The 18,702-nt window shown below is 62.5% G+C and carries 18 protein-coding genes; 13 read left to right on the top strand and 5 right to left on the bottom strand.

Annotation, left to right across the window (positions count from 1 at the left end; all coding sequences use genetic code 11):
- Positions 1–172: 172 nt before the first annotated feature.
- The gene (locus tag PQR42_RS21465) at positions 173–1,513 is read right to left on the bottom strand and encodes a type II toxin-antitoxin system HipA family toxin (RefSeq protein WP_408442716.1); all 1,341 of its coding nucleotides are present in this window, start codon (positions 1,511–1,513) and stop codon (positions 173–175) included.
- 2 nt (positions 1,514–1,515) lie between these two features.
- Complete coding sequence (locus PQR42_RS21460; protein ID WP_408493721.1) at positions 1,516–1,770, bottom strand: helix-turn-helix domain-containing protein; 255 nt, start codon at positions 1,768–1,770, stop codon at positions 1,516–1,518.
- 261 nt (positions 1,771–2,031) lie between these two features.
- Between PQR42_RS21460 and PQR42_RS21455 the strand changes: the two genes are divergently transcribed.
- The 6 genes from PQR42_RS21455 to zwf all read left to right on the top strand — a co-directional run bounded on the left by PQR42_RS21455 (position 2,032) and on the right by zwf (position 8,454).
- A complete protein-coding gene (locus PQR42_RS21455; RefSeq protein WP_408205755.1) occupies positions 2,032–3,372 on the top strand; it encodes an NAD(P)/FAD-dependent oxidoreductase in 1,341 nt (446 codons plus the stop codon).
- A 35-nt stretch (positions 3,373–3,407) separates the two neighbouring features.
- Positions 3,408–4,040, top strand: coding sequence for a C39 family peptidase (locus PQR42_RS21450; protein WP_408388008.1), 633 nt, complete (start codon positions 3,408–3,410; stop codon positions 4,038–4,040).
- A gap of 96 nt (positions 4,041–4,136) precedes the next feature.
- On the top strand, positions 4,137–4,388 hold the full coding sequence (locus tag PQR42_RS21445) for a hypothetical protein (RefSeq protein WP_408205751.1): 252 nt from the start codon (positions 4,137–4,139) through the stop codon (positions 4,386–4,388).
- 220 nt (positions 4,389–4,608) lie between these two features.
- On the top strand, positions 4,609–5,715 hold the full coding sequence (locus PQR42_RS21440) for a potassium channel family protein (RefSeq protein ID WP_408205749.1): 1,107 nt from the start codon (positions 4,609–4,611) through the stop codon (positions 5,713–5,715).
- Between the two features lie 45 nt (positions 5,716–5,760).
- On the top strand, positions 5,761–6,696 hold the full coding sequence (gene lhpI, locus PQR42_RS21435; RefSeq protein ID WP_408388010.1) for a bifunctional Delta(1)-pyrroline-2-carboxylate/Delta(1)-piperideine-2-carboxylate reductase: 936 nt from the start codon (positions 5,761–5,763) through the stop codon (positions 6,694–6,696).
- Between the two features lie 276 nt (positions 6,697–6,972).
- On the top strand, positions 6,973–8,454 hold the full coding sequence (gene zwf, locus PQR42_RS21430; RefSeq protein WP_408205745.1) for a glucose-6-phosphate dehydrogenase: 1,482 nt from the start codon (positions 6,973–6,975) through the stop codon (positions 8,452–8,454).
- Positions 8,455–8,527: 73 nt separating this feature from the next.
- On the opposite strand, the gene icmH is transcribed toward zwf, so the two are convergent.
- From icmH to tssJ, 3 genes are all read right to left on the bottom strand, one after another.
- Positions 8,528–9,307, bottom strand: coding sequence for a type IVB secretion system protein IcmH/DotU (gene icmH, locus PQR42_RS21425; RefSeq protein ID WP_408388012.1), 780 nt, complete (start codon positions 9,305–9,307; stop codon positions 8,528–8,530).
- The gene (gene tssK / locus PQR42_RS21420; protein ID WP_408388014.1) at positions 9,304–10,650 is read right to left on the bottom strand and encodes a type VI secretion system baseplate subunit TssK; all 1,347 of its coding nucleotides are present in this window, start codon (positions 10,648–10,650) and stop codon (positions 9,304–9,306) included. Before tssK ends, icmH begins: the two co-directional genes overlap by 4 nt.
- 108 nt (positions 10,651–10,758) lie before the next feature.
- Complete coding sequence (tssJ, locus tag PQR42_RS21415; RefSeq protein WP_408388080.1) at positions 10,759–11,385, bottom strand: type VI secretion system lipoprotein TssJ; 627 nt, start codon at positions 11,383–11,385, stop codon at positions 10,759–10,761.
- Between the two features lie 363 nt (positions 11,386–11,748).
- On the opposite strand from tssJ, the gene PQR42_RS21410 reads away from it, so the two are divergent.
- From PQR42_RS21410 to tssG, 7 genes are all read left to right on the top strand, one after another.
- On the top strand, positions 11,749–12,429 hold the full coding sequence (locus PQR42_RS21410) for a tetratricopeptide repeat protein (RefSeq protein WP_408205737.1): 681 nt from the start codon (positions 11,749–11,751) through the stop codon (positions 12,427–12,429).
- A 36-nt stretch (positions 12,430–12,465) separates the two neighbouring features.
- On the top strand, positions 12,466–13,014 hold the full coding sequence (tssB, locus tag PQR42_RS21405) for a type VI secretion system contractile sheath small subunit (RefSeq protein WP_106280696.1): 549 nt from the start codon (positions 12,466–12,468) through the stop codon (positions 13,012–13,014).
- Between the two features lie 14 nt (positions 13,015–13,028).
- Positions 13,029–14,519: a type VI secretion system contractile sheath large subunit gene (gene tssC, locus PQR42_RS21400; protein ID WP_408388016.1), complete on the top strand. Its 1,491-nt coding sequence runs from the start codon at positions 13,029–13,031 to the stop codon at positions 14,517–14,519.
- A 77-nt stretch (positions 14,520–14,596) separates the two neighbouring features.
- Positions 14,597–15,100 (top strand): Hcp family type VI secretion system effector, encoded by a 504-nt coding sequence (locus tag PQR42_RS21395; RefSeq protein WP_020070381.1) that lies wholly within the window; start codon positions 14,597–14,599, stop codon positions 15,098–15,100.
- Positions 15,101–15,185: 85 nt separating this feature from the next.
- Complete coding sequence (tssE, locus tag PQR42_RS21390; RefSeq protein ID WP_007176945.1) at positions 15,186–15,665, top strand: type VI secretion system baseplate subunit TssE; 480 nt, start codon at positions 15,186–15,188, stop codon at positions 15,663–15,665.
- A 135-nt stretch (positions 15,666–15,800) separates the two neighbouring features.
- The gene (gene tssF / locus PQR42_RS21385) at positions 15,801–17,639 is read left to right on the top strand and encodes a type VI secretion system baseplate subunit TssF (protein WP_408388018.1); all 1,839 of its coding nucleotides are present in this window, start codon (positions 15,801–15,803) and stop codon (positions 17,637–17,639) included.
- A complete protein-coding gene (gene tssG, locus PQR42_RS21380) occupies positions 17,603–18,697 on the top strand; it encodes a type VI secretion system baseplate subunit TssG (protein ID WP_408388020.1) in 1,095 nt (364 codons plus the stop codon). Before tssF ends, tssG begins: the two co-directional genes overlap by 37 nt.
- The last annotated feature ends 5 nt before the right edge of the window (positions 18,698–18,702 follow it).

The following is an 18,702-nucleotide window of genomic DNA, read 5'->3' as shown; positions in this document are numbered from 1 at the left end:
AAGTATCGCAGTCTGTAGTTTTGTACGACCGCCGCCGAGCCCCTCCGTGCGAGAGTCGAATAGGACCGGTTTGGCGATCTTTTTATGCATTAAGCATCAATGTATTTTACCGATGAAACCTCGCTGCATCTGAAGAGAAATATGTCGCGCGATGCCAGCCGCCCGAAAACGTCTAGCCAGCAGACATCGTGCCGAGCTTCGCCGCCGAGTTTTTCAGGCCTTTGAAAATCCGCTCGGCGACCTTGGCCGGAAAGCGTTCGGGCAATTCCGCCGAGACCCGCTCGATCACGCCGGGCGTCTGTTCGATCATCCGCTGGATCAGCGGTTCCGCGTCCGCGCCGTACGAGCACTTCAGCGCCATGGTGTTGAAGTGGCGCCGCTGCACGTCGCGAAACGCGTCGTGCTTGCTGCGCGACCACATGCCCATGGCGAGCCTCGCCTTGAACCACGACCACTGGTTCGGGCCGCTGCCTTCCACCGGCCAGATCGACATCACGTCGTAAAGCGGCGTGAGGCGGTAGTGGCCACCCGCCAGCAGGCGGATGCTGAAGTTTTTCGCGTGGCCGTCCGGCGCCGCCAGCATCCAGAACAGAATCTGGCTCGCCAGCAGCGTCTCGATGTCCTGCCGCGCCTCGACCGATTGCTGCAGGATCCGCGCGAGGTCGAGCACGCCCGGGCCGCCTTCGTTTTCGTATTTGCGATGCGACGGCACGCCGTACACCTGGCAGAAGTCTTCCTGCGGCAGGCGCAACAGCCATTGGCCGCTCGAATGCATTTGCCGGTCGAAGCGCTCGACGCTCAACACCCGCTGCTTGCCGAACGTCATGATCTCCGTGTTGGCGACCGGCAGGCCGTAGGCGTGCAGAATCCGCAGGCAGAGCCACTCGTTTTCAACCGAGGTGCTGAGATCGGCGAGCTTGTTGCCGACCAGGCCGAGCGGCAACTTGAAAATGTGCGTGGTGGGCGTGGCGCCATGCGGCCGCTGCCACTTGCCGTCGTGCCACAGCAGCGCGGTTTTCTCCTGCGCGCCGGCGAGCGAGATGCGGAAATCGTCCGTCTCGTCGGGCGCGCCGAGCGCGGGGTTGCTGACCGTGCGCGCCAGCATGGTCTCGATCTCGCCGTCCGTGAGCGGTGTGCCCTCGATCCGTTCGACGCCTTGCGGCGTGTCGTCTTCGGCGAGCAACTGGACGGCGCCCACGCAATCGCGGCCGATGGCTTGCAGCAGATCGAACGCATCGAGCGTCTCGGTCTGGTAGCGTTGGCCGATGCGCTTTCTGATCGCCTCGCTGTCGGGCAGCAGATTGTCGAAATAGTTGAGGACGCGCGGGCCTTTTTGCGCCAGGTTGCCCGGCGTGAACGGCAGCGACAACGACAGCGGCCGTCCCGCGGGCGAGGCTACCCACGCGGGATCGTAGGCGAACTCCATGGGCCCGCGCGCGGGCAGGCGCCAGACGCCGACGCGCTCGCCGTTGGCCCATACCGATAGCGCGCGTGTGTGAGTTTGGCGGCCCATGCTCACCACTCGATCAACGGCGCCGGGCCCGGTAGCGCCTGGCTCTTGTCGCGCAACTGCAATTGCAGGCCGTAGACACCGCACAAGGCCAGCAATTGCGCGAGGGTGAGAGCGGCGGCGTCGGTTTCGAAGGCCGAAATGCGGCTCTGGCTGACGCCGATCCGCGCGGCGGCCTCGGCCTGCGTGAGGCCGGCTTGCCGCCGGCTGGCGGCAAGCAGCTGGGCGGTCTGGTCCGGCGTGGCGATGAGGTGGAGCATGGCAGATTATCCGCGACACGAATAAATGCATTTTATGCGTCACACGAATATTAGTCAAATATTCGTATGACGCATATTTTACGAATATCTGTTTGGCGAATAAAATGCAGATATCTGCGTGGCGAATAAATCGCGCGAATGGATGAGAGCCCTGCGGACGCGCTTCAACGCGCTTGCACCGTTGGTCTTCAGGCACTGCGGCATTGCGGACAATCGTGCTGCCTGCGAAGATTACGCCCACACTTAAAACCTGCCCGTCCGATGACCACGACTTACCCGCTGCACGCGAGCCTCACTTCCGCCGACCAGGTGTTCCCGAAACATGCCGATGTGGTGATCGCCGGCGCCGGCATCATGGGCTGCGCGGCCGCCTATTATCTGGCGCGCCGTGGCCTTTCGGTGGTGGTGCTCGACAAATCGCGGATCGCCGGGCAGCAGTCGTCGCGGGCGTGGGGATTTGTGCGCCAGCAGGGCCGTGAATCCGCCGAAGTGCCGCTGATGATGGCCGGCATCCCGATGTGGAAAAAACTCGAGAGCGAGCTGAATTTCGATCTCGAATGGCGTCAGGGCGGCTGTCTATACGTGGCGACCGGCGAGGAGGACTGGGCCTCGTTCCAGCAATGGATGGACGTCGCGCGTCAGCACGGGCTCGACACGCGCACGCTCGACCGCAAGCAGATCGACACGGTGGTGACTGGCATGCACGCGCCCGCGCTCGGCGGCCTCTACACGCCGAGCGACGGCCAGGCGGAACCGCGCCGCGCCGCGGCCGCTTTCGCGGCGCGGGCGGCGGAAGCCGGCGCGCTGTTTTTCGAAGGCTGCGGCGTGATCGGCGTAGAACGCGCGGGCGGCGCGATTGCCGGTGTGGTCACCGAGCGCGGCACGCTGCGCACCTCGCGTTTCATCTGCGCGGCCGGCGCCAGCAGCTGGCGTCTGCTCAAAACGCTTGGGCTCGAACTGCCGCAGCAGGCGGTGCGCGGCACCTGCATGCGCACCAATCCGCTGCCGCGCATCACCGCCTCGACGTTCTGGGGCCACGGCCTCGGCGTGCGGCAACGCGCGAACGGCGCGATCAATCTCGCCGACGACATGCAGGTCGACGTCGACATGACGCTCGGCCATTTTCGCGCGCTCAAGTGGTTCCTGCCGGAATTGTGGTCGCAGCGCGAGAAGTTCAGCTTCCATCTGAACGGCGCATGTCTGCGTGATCTGCGCGAGCGTTTGCCGGGTGGCGTGCCGAACAGCGAACGTGTGCTGCATCCGCGCGATCCGCATCCGCAGCCGAACGTGGGCCATGCGCCGCGTGCGTTGAAAAAACTGCGCGCCTTGTTCCCCGCGTTGAAAGACGCTCAGGTGGTCGAATCGTGGGCCGGCCTGATCGACGTGCTGCCCGACGGCATTCCGGTGATCGACGCGCCGCCGCAGGTCAGCGGGTTGACGATCGCCACCGGCTTTTGCGGTCACGGTTTCGCGATGGGGCCGATCGTCGGCAAGCTGCTCGCGGAATTGAACGATGGCGGCCAGGCGTCGCTCGATCTGTCGGCGTTCCGTCTGCAACGTTTCTTCGACGGCACGATGCAACGGCCTCGCAGCATGCTGTAAAAAGCTTCTGTCTCAATCTTCTTCCCGCACCCCCGATGAACCAACCGACCTTGCGCCACGCCGGCGTGCCGTACTACACGCAATGGGGCAGTCCCGAATGGGTCGGCCGGATCGTCGAGCAGCACGGCGACCCGTGCGCCGATCCCGGCTGGCAGCGCAGCGGCTTCTCCGATCCCGAGCGTTACCGCTTCTGGGCCAAGCGCCTGTGCGGCCTGACGTGCCTTGAGTCGGCGCTCGACTATTGGCGCATCGAACACGCACCGCGCGCCGCGCTGCTCGACGAAGCGTTGCGGCATGGCGTGTACCGCATGCGCGAGGATGGCGGCGTCGACGGTTTGATCTACCGGCCGTTTGCCGATTGGGTGGCCGGCGCGTTCGGTGTTCAGGTCGACGTGCTGCCGCAGGCGTCCATCGAAGACATGGCCGCGCGCCTGAACACCGAGACGCTGGCGATCGTCTCCGTGAGCCCCGAAATCCGCTATCCCGAGCGGCCCAATCAGCGCCAAGGCGGCCATCTGGTCCTGCTGCACGGACGCGGCCGCGATGGTGTGTGGTTTCACAATCCCTCGGGCATCGCGCCGCATCAGGCCGATGTGTATCTACCGTTCGACACCATGACGCGTTTCTACGCGGGGCGCGGCATGACGCTCAGCCGGATCGCGCGCTAGCCACGGCGGGCCGCGGGTGGGTCGTCCGGTGAGCGCGGTGATCGGGCCCGTTTTCTGCTGCGTAGCCGGTACCGACTTTGCGCTACCGGAACCGCCATGAACCGAACCTACGCCCTGCTTGCTGCCAGCTTGATTGCTCTTGGTTCCGCCGCCTCGGCGGACGCTGCCAGCCGCGACGATCAGGCCAAGGCCTGCCGTGGCGACGCCATGCATTTCTGCGCCGCCGACATTCCCAACGAAGACAAGATCACCGCCTGCATGAAGCAGCACGTCGATGAACTCAGCCCGGCGTGCCGCGCGATGTTCAAGGGCGGCAAGAAGGGCGGCGGCAAAGACACGTCGCAGTGATGGCGGCGCGGCTGGCTTTGGGTTGAGCAGGCTTCCACGTACGGTTTTGCGCGCGGCTGATCAGGCTGTGCCGATACGATCTTCAACCGTGCGTTAAGCCGCCACTAGCCGCCTCTAAGCCGTCCGCCGCCTCGCGAGTTGCCGTCGCGCTTTCCCGATCCGGCCCCACGGCGCGCCCGGCGTCGTAGAATCGCTTGTCCTCGACTGCTGGAGCCGCCGCGTGCCTGATTCGCCCAAGCCGGAGCCACGTCCGCCGCGCTTCCGTTTGCCGCGCCGCGCCCGCACGCCATGGCAGGCGCCGCGCGCCCGCACGCTGTTCACGCGGCCCGCGGCGTCGCCGCAGCGCATGCTGCTGCAACGCGTCTATCTGGTGGTCGGACTGTGCGTGCTCGCCTTCGCCGTGCTCTATCTCGATCGGGACGGACTGCGCGACGCCAACCGCAAAGTCCTCGGCATCGTCGATCTGATGTACTTCACGATGGTGACCGTGGCCACCGTCGGCTATGGCGACATCGTGCCGGTGACCGCCCGCGCGCGGCTCATCGACGCCTTTTTCATCGTGCCGATCCGCATCGTCATCTGGTTCGTGTTTCTCGGCACCGCCTATCAGTTCGTCATTCAACGCGTCATCGAGGAATTCCGCATGAAACGCCTGCAAAAGCAGTTGCGCGATCACGTCGTGGTCTGCGGTTATGGATTGAGCGGATCGGTCGCGGTGCGCGAGTTGCTGGAAAGCGGTTTCGTCGCGGAATCGATCGTTGTGATCGATCCGCAGCAGGCGGCGCTCGAAGCGGCCACGGCGCTGGGCGTCGCCGGCCTGCTCGGCGATCCGTCGCGCGAAGATCTGTTGCAGCAGGCGCAGGTGCACATTGCCCGCGCGGTCATCATCTCCGTCACCGACGACGCCACCGCGATCCTGCTCACGCTGACCGTGCGCAGCGTCGCGCCGCAGACCAAGATCGTCGTGCGGATTCAGGAGCAGACCTATCAGCGCCAGTTGCGCCAGGCCGGGGCGAACGTGATCGTTTCCTCGACCAAGATCGGCGGCTTGCTGCTCGCCGACGCGGTCGACAGCGAATATATCGTGCCCTTCGTGAACGATCTTTTGTCGGCACGCGGCCGCGTCAACCTGGTCGAACGTCAGGCGACGGCGCAGGAAGTCGGCCGCTGGAGCAATGCGCTGCCGGGCGCGGTGGTGGTGGGTCTCGTGCGCGCGGGGCGCGTGCTGTCGTTTTACGAAGACGAGCCGTGTCCGATCGAAGCGGGCGATCTGCTGATGGTGATCCAATCGTCGCGCCAGCCGAACGAAACGCCCGCCGCCTGTTAACCCATTCGAACTCAATCTTCTGCCAAGGACTGGAACGACCTGCCCATGACCCACCCGACCACGCAGACTTTCGACGCCGCCGCGACCACGCGGCTGATTCCCTATGCCGCGCTCGTCGACGCACTCAAGCGCGCGACTATCGACTACGCACAGCAGCGCATCGCGAGTCCGGAGCGGCTCGTCGTGCCGCTCAACGAAGACGGCATCATGCTGTCGATGCCGGCAACCGCGCCCGATCTCGCGATCCATAAACTGGTCAACGTGTGCCCGGCCAACGGCGCACGCGGGCTGCCGACCATCCACGGCAAAGTGATGGCGTTCGACGCCGACACCGGCGAGACGCTTTTCATCCTCGACGGCCCGACCGTGACGGGACGCCGCACCGCGGCGATCTCGATGCTCGGCGTCGACACCTTCGCCGCCGGCACGCCACGCGAATTCCTGTTGATCGGCACCGGCACGCAGGCGCTCAACCATCTGGAGGCAATCGGCGAACTGTTCCCCGACGCGCGCGTGTGGGTGAAGGGCAGTGCGCCCGCGCGCGCCGAGACGTTTTGCGCCGCGCATCAGGGCAAGGCGCGTGATCTTCAACCGCTGATGCAACCCGGCGCCACGATCCCCGATTCGGTCGACGTGGTGATCGCGCTGACCACGAGCAGACAGCCCGTCTACGACGAAGCGGCGCGCGCGGAGCGGCTCGTGATCGGCGTCGGCGCATTCACGCCTGCGATGGTCGAGATCGGCGCGCGCACCCTCGGCGAAAGCGCGCTTTTCGTCGACGACGAAGCCGGCGCGCGTCACGAAGCCGGTGACTTCATTCAGGCAGGTGTGGACTGGGCTCGGGTCGGCGGCATCGCTTCGGTGCTCGACAATGCAGCGCTATTGCCGCAAAAAAAACCGATCGTATTTAAAAGCGTCGGCTGTGCGGCGTGGGATCTGGCGGCGTGCCGCGTGGCGCGCGAGGCGTTGTCAGGTGGTTGAAGGCTTGGCGAAAAAACGTGCGTGAGCGGCCTACGGGTGTGCTTTGCAACAGGCGAAGGCGTGCCCGCGAACGCCGGAAAAGGTCTTGAAAACAGGCCCTTACCGCACAAGGTTGGCATATTGCGCTAACCTGAGGCACATGTTGCCGTGCAAACAATCTCAAAACGTTGCAACATAAGCGTTTGCCAGAAAAAGTGCCGGTCCGCCGGCACGGCACTGCTGCTTTTTTCTGCCCGTTGACCGACGCCTTATCCATCACGACGCTGCGACCGCGCTATGACGACCCACCACGCTTCTGCCACTCCCGACCTGCCGCTCGACATGATCATCTTCGGCGGCACCGGCGACCTGTCGTTTCGCAAGCTGCTGCCCGCGCTCTACATGGCGCATCTGCACTGCAATCTGCCGCCGGACACCCGCATTCTCACGATTGGCCGCAAGCCCTGGTCGCGTGAGGAGTACATCAATGAATTCATGGAGCTGAAGGCGAAGCCCTTCATCGAAAAGAAAGCGTTCGATGCCGGCGCCTGGGACAAATTTCTCGCACTGTTCGAATACGTGCGCATGGACGTCGACTCGGTCGAGGACTATCAGCGCCTGAAAGAAGTGTCGCGTGAAGGCGTGCGCCGCGTGTTCTATCTCGCGACGTCGCCGGATCTGTTCACTAACATCTGCGATAACCTCGCCGCGGCGGGATTGATCGACGGCAATTCGCGCGTCGTGCTCGAGAAGCCGCTGGGCCACGATCTGGCTTCCGCGCAGGAAATCAACACGGCGGTCGGAAAGCATTTCAGCGAAGCGCAGATCTACCGGATCGACCACTACCTCGGCAAGGAAACGGTGCAGAACCTGATGGTGCTGCGCTTCGGCAATCCGATTTTCGGTCCGCTGTGGCAAGCGCCGTATATCAAGAGCGTGCAGATCACGGTGGCGGAAACGGTCGGCGTGGGCAGCCGCGCGGGCTTCTACGATAAAACCGGCGCGCTGCGCGACATGGTGCAGAACCACTTGCTGCAACTGCTGTGCATTGTTGCGATGGAGCCGCCGGTGTCGCTCGACCCGGACGCGGTCCGCGACGAAAAGCTCAAGGTGCTGCGTTCGCTGCGGCCCATGACGCCCGAGGACATCGCGCGCGATACCGTGCGCGGCCAGTACACCGCCGGCGCCGTGGACGGCGAGGCAGTGAAGGGCTATCAGGAGGAAGACAACGTGCCGGCGGGCAGCCGCGCCGAAACCTTCGTTGCGTTGCGCGCGCATATCAACAACTGGCGCTGGGCGCACGTGCCGTTTTTCCTGCGCACCGGCAAGCGGATGCAGAAGAAGGTGTCGGAGATCGTCATCGAGTTCGCCGAACTGCCGTTCTCGATCTTTCCGAAGGGCGGGCGCAATTACGGCAATCGTCTGGTGATCCAGTTGCAGCCGGAAGAATCGATCCAGTTGCAGGTGCTCGCGAAAGAGCCGGGCAGCGGCATGCACATGCTGCCGGTGAATCTGAATCTGGATTTGCAGCAGGCCTTCACCGAGCGTCGCGCGGAAGCGTATGAGCGCTTGCTGATCGACGTGATTCGCGGACGCCTCACGCATTTCATGCGGCGCGACGAACTCGAAGCGGCATGGGCGTGGGCCGAACCGATTCTGGAAGGCTGGGGCAAATCGGGCGAAAAGCCGCGCGGTTATACGGCGGGCACGTTTGGACCGGCAGCGTCGACGGCGCTGATGGCGCGCGAAAATGCGGTGTGGGCGGAAGAGTCGCAGTAAGCGGTTCTTGAGCGCTGTAAAAAAGCCCGCGAATTAGCGGGCTTTTTTATTCCTTCGATCAACGCACTCAGGCTTAAGGCAACGAAATCGTCAACGTAGCCGATTGCGGCCCGAGTTTGACCACCTGCGAATACGGCGCGAGCGAGCGCAAGGTCTGATCGCGTAGATAGGTATTCAGGCCGAGATAAGCCAGCAATCCAACCAGCGCGAACACCGCGCTGATCGACCACAACGGCACCTCGCGTTTCAGACGATGCGCGACCTGATCGGGCAGCGGCCAATGCGGCGCGAACTGCGCGCGCTTGCCCTTCAAATGCGCGATTTCGTCGCCGATGCGCGCGGTCAGATACGCCAGCTTCTCCGGTCCTTCGAGCAGATACTTGCCCTGGTAACCGAGCAGCAGGCACATATGAAACACCTCGAGCGACTGCAAACGCGCCCCGCCTTGTGCGCGGCACTCCTCGAGATACTGGAAGAATTTCTCGCCCGCCAGCTGCTCGCCGAACAGCACCAGTTGCAGCGGCCGGCGCTCCCACTCCGTGCGGATCCTGAAGGTGGACGACAACACCGACTCGTCGATGGCCGCGCAGAACGCAAACTTCGACGCGTAGACATCTTCCGCCGACGCATTGAGCTTCTTCGCGCCGCGCTCGAAGTCGCCGAGGAACTGCTGGATGCGCTGGCTGAATTCCTGCGCGTCGCCGGGCTCGCGGCCGTTCTTCAACAGGAACAGCATGAAAAAGCCGTCGTACAGCAGATCGAGCAGCGAGCGGACCTGATAGCTCGGCTCGGTGATCGGTGCGGGCGCGGCGGTAGGCGTGCTGCCGCCAAAGAGGGATGGCGCGTAGCTCATGATGTGACGGCGATCAGTTCGAGTTGAAGATCGTTGATGCCCGACGGCGCGTAGATCATTGCCGATTGGGCCTGCAACATACGGTCATATAGCGCGCCGCGCGATTCGAACGAGAAGTAACACGCGCCCGGACGGACCGGAATGGCGGGCGGCACCTGCGGCGTGTAGACGAGCCGCACGCCCGGCATGGCCGAGAGTACGAGCTTGTCGACGTCGTCCGGCGCGCCGACCTTGAAGCGCGCGGGCACGGCTTCCACGAGTTCGGCGGTGGGCATGTCCGCCGACACCGCGATGTAGAACAGGGTTTTGTCGTCGATCTTGCCCGAGTCGAGGCGGCCCGCATGGAACGACGGACGCACTTCCTCGAGCGCGATCGCGAAGTAGCGCGTGGAGATCACGGTTTCGAGCAGATCGCGCAGGATCGTGTCGAGACGCGCGAAACCGGGGCCCGGATCGTCGTGGCGGTAAGCCGGCAAGTCGGACAGCGCGTAGCCCTTCGAAAACGTCATCAACTGCCCGGCGAGGCGCAGCAGTTCCTGGAACAGACGTTCGGGATGCAGCGCCGAATGCTGATACAGATGCGCGAGCGAAGCGAACGCCGCGCTCGCGGTATGCAGCAGCCAGAACGACGCGATATCGCCGGAACGGAACTCGATGATGTTCTTGGTCGGCTCGCGGTGAAAACCGTACAGCGCGTTGACCTTGGCCTGCAATGCGTCGATCAGTTGGCGCAGGCGCTGATGCAGGATCGGCGATGCGTCGATGGCGAGGCAGGGCGGCACGAACGTGTCGTCGATTTCGAAACCGCTCGTAGCGGTGCGGCGTACACGCACGAGCGGCACCGAGAGCAGTTGATCCCGCGGCTCGCTATGCGCGATCAGCTTGACGCTGGTCTTCAGGAAGGTGATGTCGGCTTCGGCTGCATCGGTGAAATGATCGGCCACCGGTGTCTGCTCACTGACGTAACGTGACACGAAACCGGCGCTGCTGTCCTGCGCATAGTTCGCGCCGGTTTCGCGCAGCGGATGCAGCGCGAGATAAAACGTGAATTCGTTGACGCCGTCGGGCAGCGTATCCAGTGCGATGGGCGGCGGCAGGTCGTCGGCTTGCGGCGCGGAGTAGAGCGCGCCGTCGGGAAACACCAGCGAGAGTTCGCTCACGCGCAGCACGTTGCTGCCGAGCGCGTCGCGGTCGAAGCGCGCCGAACGCACGCCCCAGTTGTACGGCTGGATCGCCTGGATCGATTCGAACAGGCGCGCCTCATGATAGGCGTCCTGACGCTGAAAATGCTGCGGCCTTAGAAACAGGCCTTCCCCCCAGAGCACTTTTGCGGAATAACTCATCTCAAACCTGTTATATGCGTTCAGCGTGTGGCGCACCCGGAGATAACCGATTCGAGCGCCGCATTGTTAATTCTCTAAAAACTGTTAAATCGTATTTGGCCGGCATCTTTATCCGCAGCTTACCGAAGAAAGCATATTCAGCGGCTGCGCGGGCAATCCCTGTTCTGGCGGGATCACAGTGCCATTGGTCACCGTCATTGCACAGTTATGCAGGCCGATCATTATGCCGGATTTCTCCGACTTCGCCGGGTCGAAGGCGAATTTCCAGCGCTGCATCGCCGGATCGCGGAATAGCGCGACGATACCGAATGCCTGCGCTTCACGCGAGACTTTTTCGGTAACAACGTAGCGCTGGCCCGGGATCAATGTGACTTCACGCACGCCCAGCAAATCGCCGCCCAATGTGGTCTTCTCCTTGGCCGGATCGGTAAATGCGTCGAATGGCGCCTGTTGGAATGAAGTCGGGTCTTTCAGGACGTAAAGCCGTACCACCAGCGCCAATGGCCGTTTGTCATTCGCGGCATTCAGATTCGGCGCGGCATATAAGGTAAGGCCGACATTGCGTGGCGGTTTCTGGGCATCCGGCAGGTCCGGCTTGCCGAGGCCGCTTGCCTGCAAAGCCGCGTTGGCAGCGGCTCCGAGCACCGTCACGCCGGCCGCGCAGCCGCCCAGCAGCGCGCAGGCGGCCGCATTGGCAATCAATACCGATGCATGGCGAATAACACGCGAATTCATATACATCGACCGGCTCCGCGCCGTCCCCCGTCAAAACACCAATAACGAAATCAATCCGGCAAATTTGCAGCCACGCTATGCCGCGTAATGCCGCTTTATGCAAAGTGCATGTAACTACCGGTGCTCCTGCGTTTGCGGCCGATGAGTGGAAATTTTTTCCGCTACTCACATTGTCGCTATTGCAACAGGAAACAATTTCTGCATGTTTCGTTTAAATGATCCACATGCATTTTTTTTGTGCAATCCTTCTTCACACGAAAGTTGAATTATCGAAAATTGGCCTGTACTATACCCGCGCACTTGAAGCAAAGCAAAACTCCGGTTTCTCCTTGAATTAAAAAATTCGCACGTCGGTGAAAAACGATGAATGAGCGTCTGTTAGTAAAACTATCTGGGGTTGTGTTGGCATGCGGCGTGATGGCCGGTTGCGCGACACAAGGCAACGTGGCGACCACACCGGAGGCTTTTAATAAGCAACTCGCGGATGCCGATACCGTCGCAAAGGGCGGTGATCAGGATCGCGCTATCGCGCTTTATCAGCAACTTTCCAAATCCGATCCGACGCGTGAAGAACCGTGGTCGCGTATTGCGCAGATTCAGTTCACACAGGGTCATTACGGTCAGGCAATCGTGGCGGCGCAAGAAGCGCTGCAACGCGACCAGACCGATCGTCAGGCCAAGAGTGTGCTGGCCGTAGCCGGCCTGCGCGTCGCCACGCAATCGCTCGGTGAATTGCGTCAGGACGCGTCGCTCGCGGGTGACGCGAAGTCGGACGCGCAAGCGCTCGCCAAGCAGCTGCGCGACACGCTCGGCGAGGCCACGCTGTTCCCGCCCGACCCGAGCGACAAGCAGGCGGTGAAGAAGAAGCGCGTCATTCGTCACGTTGCAAAGGGCAAGCCTGCCGCGGATACGCCGGACGCCACGACCAGCGCCGCGGCGCCCGCCGCCACGCCGGCTGCTCCCGCCGCCCCGGCAGCGCCTGCCGCACCCGCCAAAGCCGCGCAAAGCGGCGGCGCGTCCGATCCGTTCAGCGCGCTGCGCTGATCCACACGCCTGATCCATCAGCACCGGGAGCCGACGATGGCGAAGAAAGAAAGCATTCAAAAACGTTTGCAAAAAGTGCGGCCGCCCCGCGTTCAATTGACCTATGAGGTCGAGCGCGGCGATGCGATCGAGGTGAAGGAGTTGCCGTTCGTCGTCGGCGTGGTGGCCGATCTGGCGGGGCAGTCCGAAGTCGAGCAGCCGAAGCTGCGCGATCGCAAGTTCGTCAATATCGACCGCGATAATTTCGACGACGTGATGAAAGCGATCGAGCCGCGCGCCGCGTTTCAGGTGGAAAACCGTCTAAGCGAAGCCGGCGGCAAATTCGCCGTCGACCTGCGCTTCAAGTCGATGGCCGATTTCAATCCGGACGAAGTGGTCGCGCAAATCGAACCGCTGCGGCGCCTGCTCGAAGCGCGCTCGAAACTCGCCGATCTGCGTAACAAGCTGGCCGGTAACGACAAACTCGAAGACCTGCTGAGCGAAGTGCTCAACAATACGCAGCAGTTGCAAACGCTGGCGAAAGACCAGAGCAACGCGGCGGACCAGCACGGCGGCGCGCCGGACCACGACAAGCAGGGCGAATAAGCACGGGGTGTGAGATGAATCAGCAAACGGCAGCAGCCCAACTCGCTACCGCGCAAGGCGGTACGGAATCCACGCTGCTCGACGAAATCGTCGAGAAAAGCCGCGTGGCGAAGTCCGATTCCGAGCACGCGCGCGCGAAAGACCTGATCGGCGAACTCGTGCATCAGGTGCTCGACGGCACGGTGGTGGTGTCCGACAACCTGTCGGCCACCATCGACGCACGCGTCGCCGAACTCGACCGCCTGATCTCCGCGCAGTTGAGCGCGGTGATGCACGCGCCGCAATTCCAGCGCATGGAAAGCACGTGGCGCGGTCTGGACTATCTGTGCAAGGAAAGCAACACCGGCTCAACGGTCAAGATCAAGGCGCTGCATGCACCCAAGCGCGACCTGGTGCGCGACTTCAAGACCGCGATCGAATTCGATCAGAGCGCACTCTTCAAGAAGATCTACGAAGAAGAATTCGGCACCTTCGGCGGCTCGCCGTTCGGTACGATCATCGGCGACTTCGAAGTGACGCGCCAGCCGGAAGATGTGTATTTCATCGAACAGATGTCGCACGTCGCGGCGGCCGCGCATGCGCCGTTCATCGCCTCGGCGTCGCCTGAACTGCTGGGCCTCGAAACCTTCGCCGATCTCGGCAAGCCGCGGGACCTCGGCAAGGTGTTCGACACGGTCGAATACGCGAAGTGGAAGTCGTTTCGCGACGCTGAAGATTCGCGCTACGTCGGCCTCACGCTGCCGCGTTTTCTCGGCCGCCTGCCGTTCAATCCGAAAGACGGCGCCACGGCCGAGGGCTTCAACTTCGTCGAAGACGTGGACGGCACGGATCACAGCAAATACCTGTGGTGTAACGCGGCGTGGGCGTTCGCCGCACGCCTGACGGCGGCATTCGACGACTTCGGCTGGTGCGCGGCGATTCGCGGCGTGGAAGGCGGCGGTCTGGTGGAAGATCTGCCCACCCACACGTTCAAGACCGACGACGGCGAAGTCGCACTGAAATGCCCGACCGAAATCGCGATTACCGATCGCCGCGAAAAGGAACTGAGCGACCTTGGTTTCATTCCGCTCGTGCACTGCAAGAACTCGGACTACGCCGCGTTCTTCGCCGCGCAATCGGTGCAGAAACCCAAGAAATACAGCACCGACAGCGCGAATGCCAACGCGGTCCTGTCCGCGCAATTGCAGTACATCTTCTCGGTATCGCGCGTCGCGCACTACCTGAAGGCGATGATGCGCGACAAGATCGGCAGTTTTGCATCGGCACAGAACGTCGAAGTATTCCTGAACCGTTGGATCTCGCAATACGTGCTGCTGGACGACAACGCGACGCAGGAGCAGAAGGCGCAGTTCCCGCTGCGCGAGGCATCGATACAGGTCTCGGAGATTCCGGGCAAGCCTGGTGCGTATCGTTCGGTCGCGTTCCTGCGTCCGCACTTTCAACTGGACGAGCTGTCGATCTCTTTGCGGCTTGTCGCTGACCTGCCGAAACCGGCTAATTCATAAAGCAAAGCAAGTCAGCTAACCCGGGCTGGCCGCCCGGGTTAGCTGTTAAAACCACCTCTTTGGGGAGTCGATGAGTTATGAAGGATATCTATTTAAAATTCGGCAATCCGGCGATCAAGGGCGAGTCCGCCGATAAGGATCATGCTGGCTGGATCGAAATCGATTCGTGGAGCCACTCGATCACGCAACCGCGTTCGGCAACGGCTTCCACGGCAGGTGGTCACACCTCCGAGCGCTGCGAACATGCCGACATGCAGTTCACGAAGGACATCGACGTGGTCAGCCCGTTGATCTACCAACACGCGTCGGGCGGCACGACGTTCGACGAAGTCACGATCGACTTCATGCGTTCGGATGGCGAAGGCAATCGCATCAAGTACCTGGAAGTCAAGCTCAAGTACGTGATCATTTCGAGCGTGACGCCGAGCGTGGTGGGCGAAGGCCTGCCGACCGAGCAGTTCTCGCTGAAGTACGCTGCCGTTCAGTGGAAGTACACGCAGCAGAAGATCGGCGGCAACCAGGGCGGCAACGCGCAAGGCGCGTGGAGCTTGACGAAGAACGACAAGACGTACGCGGTCTGATGCACGGGTACACGCGGCGCGCGCGGCTCGAAAGGGCTGTCGCGCGCGGCGTGTGCCTTGCATCGATCCGTTTCTTCGGACGCTGATGAAACGCTTCGAACCCAGCTTTCTCGACAAGCTGTTCGACGACGAACCGCATCTACCGGCTTCCCCGGCGATGCGGCAATTGTCGTTGGATGAATTGAAGAGTACCGTCGCGCGCGACGTCGAAGCGATCCTGAATACGCGCATCGCGCTGACCGAGCACGAACTGGCGGCGCTGCCGGAATGCCAGCGCTCGGTGCTCACGTACGGCCTGAACGATTTTGCTGGCCTGAGCCTCGCGAGCCATTACGATCGCACCTTCATTTGCAAATCGATTCAACAGGCCATTGCACGGCATGAGCCGCGCTTGCAGCAGGTAGCGGTCACGCTCGAATTGAACGAACAATCGACCAATGCGCTGAACTTCGCGATTCAGGCGCTGCTGGTCGTGCATCCGGCGGAAGAACCGGTGAGTTTCGATGCGATGCTGCAGCCTTCCACGTTGCAATACTCGGTGACGCGCGCACGCGCGAAGCTGTAGTGGCAGAATTTTCAACTGCCGCATTCGCGTTGCGGTGTTGTCTAGCAGTTGCTTTTAGTACCGCTTTGCCGCAGCCGTTACGCGCAACGGTGGCGATAGTTTGGGCGGAGAGGCTTCAGGTCCGGGGATAGATCGATGGAAGAATTGCTGCCGTATTACGAGCGCGAGTTGTCATTTCTGCGGCGCTATTCGCGCGACTTCGCCGAGCGCTACCCGAAGATCGCGGCGCGTCTGGCCATGTCCGGCGAGCACTGCGAGGACCCGCACGTCGAGCGGATGATCGAATCGTTCGCGCTGCTCGGCGCGCGCATCAACAAGAAACTCGACGACGATTACCCCGAATTCACCGAAGCGCTGCTGGAAGTGCTCTATCCGCACTACCTGCGGCCATTTCCGTCGTGCTCGATCGCGCAGTTGGGCACGTCCGCCGCGCTGAGTCATCTGATCGAACCGGTTCTGGTTGAACGCGGCACCGAACTCAAGTCGCGGCCCATTCGCGGCGTGCAATGCCGTTTTCGCACCGCCTACGACGTGACGCTGGCGCCGATCCGCATCTCGGAGGCGAAGTACACGTCGGTGGCGATGGCGCCGAGCGCGACCGTGCTGCCGGGCAATGCCACGGCAATCGTGTCGATCACTTTTGAATCGACGGCGGCGCAACTCGATCTTTCCGCGCTGAAGGTCGGCACACTGCGCACACATCTGCACGGCGAGCAGTCTTTTATCGCTGCGCTGGCGGACTGTCTATTCATCAACGGGATGGCCACTTATGTGGAAGCCGATCGTCGCGGCGTGTGGAAACAGTTGCGCGAATCGCCAGTCGTGCAAGCCGGCTTCGACGAAGAAGACGCGCTGATCGACTATCCGGCCAAATCGCACCCGGCGTACCGGTTGCTGACCGAATACTTCGCGTTCCCCGAGAAGTTCAATTTCGCCGACTTCGATCTGGCGGCGATGACACGCGCGAGCGGCCGCTGCCAGCGTTTGACGCTGCATGTCGTGTTGAAGGAAGTACGCAGCGACTCGCACATTGCGCGTCTGCTGGATTCCCTGGCCGCGCATCATTTCCGCCTGTTCTGCACGCCGGTGGTGAATCTGTTCGAACAGCACGGCGAGCCGATTCGTATCAGCCATCAGGCGATTTCGTATCCGGTGATTGCCGAAGCGCGTCGCGCGTTCGCCTACGAGGTCTATTCCATCGATTCGGTGAAACTCATCAGGCAGCAGGCGCATGAAGAATCGGTGATCGAGTTCCGGCCGTTCTATTCATTGCATCACGGCGAAGCGGCGCGCGCGGGTCACTACTGGTTCGCGCGGCGCAACGACTGGGTCGCACAGAAAAGTCCCGGCTACGAGACGGAAATCTCGATCGTCGACATCGACTTCGAGCCGGCCGCGCCGCAAACCGATACCTTGAGTCTCGATCTGACGTGTACCAATCGCGATTTGCCCGCGGGTCTCGCAGTGGGGCTGGAAGGCGGCGATCTGTTTCTCGAAGGCGGCTCGCTGACCGGCAGCATTTCGATGCTACGCCGGCCCACGCCGAGCGTGCGTTTCGAGCGCGGACGCGCCGCGCATTGGCGGCTGATCTCGCATCTGGCGTTGAATCATGTGTCGCTCGCGAATAGCGGCTTGTCGGCGCTCAAGGAAATGCTCGTGCTCTACGACTTGCGGCGCACGGCGGTGTCCGCGCGGCATATCGACGGGCTGGTCGGCATCGAACAGCGTGCTGCCGTGCAATGGCTGCCGGGCAAACCGTTCGCCACTTTCGTGCGCGGCATCGAGATTCGTTTGACGATCGACGAAGAGCATTTCGTCGGCACGAGTCTCGCGTCGTTCGTGCGGGTGATCGACACGTTTTTTGGGCTGTACGTGCATCTGAACAGCTTTGTACAACTGGTCGTCGTGTCGAAGCGCACCGGTGAGGAGATCCTGCGATGCAAACCGCGCAGCGGCGAATCGATCCTGGCGTAGTCGAGCAGCTTCTCGACGAGCCGCATCGCTTTGAATTTTTCCAGGCGGTGCGGATTCTCGAGAAGTGGTTCGCGCAGCAATCGCCATCTCACACCGGACGTCCCGGTGAAATCGTCGCGCAGCGGATTGCGTTTCGCAATTCTCTGTCGATGTCGTTTCCGCCGAGCGAGATTCACGGTGCGCAGTCTTACGACGAGGCAGGCGCGGCGCTGAAGGAGAAAGCGCAACGCACCGCGGCGCTCGAAGACGGCTCGCTCGACAAAGTCGATATCACGCCGGCGTTTTTCGGTTTGCTCGGCGGGCAGGGCGCCTTGCCGCTGCATTACACCGAGCAGATCATCGCGCGTGAGCAGATCAAACGGGATCGCGCCGCGCGTGAGTTCTTCGACGTGTTCTCGAATCGCGCGACGGCATTGTTCTACGCGGCGTGGAAGAAATACCGTCTGCCGTTTCATTACGAGCTGGATCGCGACGAACGCTATTTGCCTTTGCTGCTCGCGCTCGCCGGCGTCGCCGACGACGACACGCGCAACAGCCTGCAAAGCGGCGACGGCGCGTTGTTCGACGAGGCGATTGCAGGTTACGCGCTGGCCGCGCGGCATCGGCCGGTATCGGCGGCTTATTTGCAACGCACGCTGTCGGAGTACTTCAAGGTGCGGGTGCGCGTCGAGCAGTTCATCGGCAAATGGTACGACGTGCCACGCGACCAGTTGACCTTGCTCGGCAGCGTCAACGCGACGCTCGGCGCGACTGCGCTGGCGGGAGAATGCGTCTGGCAGCGCGACATGCGCGCGCGTCTCGTGATCGGTCCGCTCGACAAGGCCGACTACGAAGCGTTTTTACCGGGCGCCGATCGCGCGGTGGCGCTCGAACGCATGCTCACGCTGCTGGCCGGCGTCACGCTCGAATACGAGGTTTCGCTGGTGCTGCGCCGCGAGGCCGTCGGACCGAGCCTGTTGAGCAAGGGCGCACGCCTCGGCTGGGACGCGTTTCTCTGCACGAAAAAAGCCGACCGTGACCGCGCGGATGCCCGCTATGAATTGCATGTGATTCACTGACTATA

This window comes from Paraburkholderia sediminicola (genome assembly GCF_046027355.1).
Lineage (GTDB): Bacteria > Pseudomonadota > Gammaproteobacteria > Burkholderiales > Burkholderiaceae > Paraburkholderia > Paraburkholderia sediminicola_B.
The sequence above is the reverse complement of the archived record's forward strand: the minus strand, read 5'-3'. Positions and strand labels throughout refer to the sequence as shown.